Source organism: Actinoplanes sp. NPDC051633, from assembly GCF_040681735.1.
Classification (GTDB): Bacteria; Actinomycetota; Actinomycetes; order Mycobacteriales; family Micromonosporaceae; genus Actinoplanes.
The window spans coordinates 1-1,579 of the sequence record NZ_JBFAZH010001505.1 but is presented as its reverse complement, the minus strand read 5'-3'; the positions used below and the strand labels follow the sequence as shown (position 1 = coordinate 1,579).

At 67.8% G+C, this 1,579-nt stretch carries 2 protein-coding genes; both read right to left on the bottom strand.

From position 1 onward, the window contains the following. Positions 1-141: 141 nt before the first annotated feature. Positions 142-1,092 (bottom strand): ABC transporter substrate-binding protein, encoded by a 951-nt coding sequence (locus AB0M20_RS42565; RefSeq protein WP_364307100.1) that lies wholly within the window; start codon positions 1,090-1,092, stop codon positions 142-144. Next, positions 1,089-1,579, bottom strand: a 491-nt coding sequence (locus AB0M20_RS42560; protein WP_364307098.1) for an ABC transporter permease subunit, incomplete at its 5' end; no start/stop codon positions are given. The genes AB0M20_RS42560 and AB0M20_RS42565, both read right to left, overlap by 4 nt.

Genomic DNA, 1,579 nt, shown 5'->3' with positions numbered 1-1,579 from the left:
CCCGGCGGGGCGGGTGCGAGCTGGAGCGGCTGGTTGATCTCCGCGCCCCCTGAGAGTTCCCGGTCACGTCGTCCCAGCCGCGCTTGCTCAACTCGGCGGGCCGCCCGCCCCCGCCGATGCCCGCCCCGACCACGACGATCCTCACGGCAGCCAGGCTTTCCAGGTGGCTTCGTGGTCGCCGGCCCATTTCTCGGCGGCTTTCTCGGGGGTCAGGCCCTGGTTGGTGATGTAGTCCGAGACGATGTTCTGGTCGTCGTTGGTCCAGCTGAACTTCTGGATCAGGGCGTACGCGTCGCCGCCGGTGTCGGCGAACTTCTTACTGGCGATCTTGTCGAGCTGGTAGTCGGGGTAGTCACAGGCGACCTTCTTGGCGTCGGCGTCGCAGCCCGGGGTGTAGGGCGGCAGTTTCACCCGGACGTACTTCTCCTTGGAGAACAGCCACTGCGGCTCGTAGAAGTAGAACAACAGCGGCTTCTTCTGCGCGGTGGCCTGCTGGGCGGCCTTGATGATGGCGGCCTCGCTGCCGGAGTAGACCACCTTGTAGTTCAGCTTCAGGTTGGCCACCAGGGCGGCGTCGTTGGTGACGAACGACGGGTCCCCGGCCAGGAACTGGCCCTTGCCGCCGGACTCGCTGGTCTTGAACAGGCCGGCGTACTTGTTGAGGTTGCGGTAGTCGGTGATGTCGGGGTACTTGTCGACCATCCACTGCGGCACGTACCAGCCGATGTAGCCCTTGTTACCGGTCGGGCCGACCTCGACGGCGACCTTCTTGTCCTGGATGTAGGTTTTCTTCAGGTCCTCGTGGCCCCAGTTCTCCACGATCACGTCGACCTCACCGGACTCGAAGCCCTGCCAGGAGACCTCTTCCTTCAGCGTCTTCTTCTCCACGGTGTAGCCCAGTTCCTTCTGCAGGACGTGGGCGATGACCGCGGCGTTGGCTTCGTACCCGACCCACGGGTTGATCGCGATCTTGACCGTGCCCTTGCTGCCGGCCGCGGGCTTGTCGTTACCGGCGGTCGACGACGCGCCGCCACAACCGGCGACGGCAAGGCTGACCGCGGTCGCCGCGCCCAGCAGGATGCGTGTCTTCATGGCCGAACTTCCTTCCGTTGCGAGAAACCGTGCGTGAGGCGGTCCAGCGCGATGCCCAGCAGGACGATCGCGAAGCCCGCCGCCAGGCCCTTGCCGAAGTCCTCCCGCTGGGCGAAGCCGGCGACCACGTCGTAACCCAGGGCGCCCGCCCCGACCAGGCCGCCGACGACGACCATCGCGAGCACCATCACGATGCCCTGATTGGTCGCCAGCATCAGGCCGCCGCGGGCCATCGGCAGCTGCACCTTCCAGAGCAGCTGCTGCGGCGTCGACCCGGCTGACCGGGCGGCCTCGACGACGGTCGCCGGCACGTCGCGCAGGCCGCGCTCGACCAGCCGGACGACCGGCGGGACCGCGTAGATGACCGCCGCCACGATCGCGGTGAACCGGCTCGCGCCGAAGAACGCCACCGCGGGCAGCAGGTAGACGAACGACGGCATCGTCTGCGCCGCGTCGAGCAGGGGGCGCAGCGCGCCGGCGAACCGGT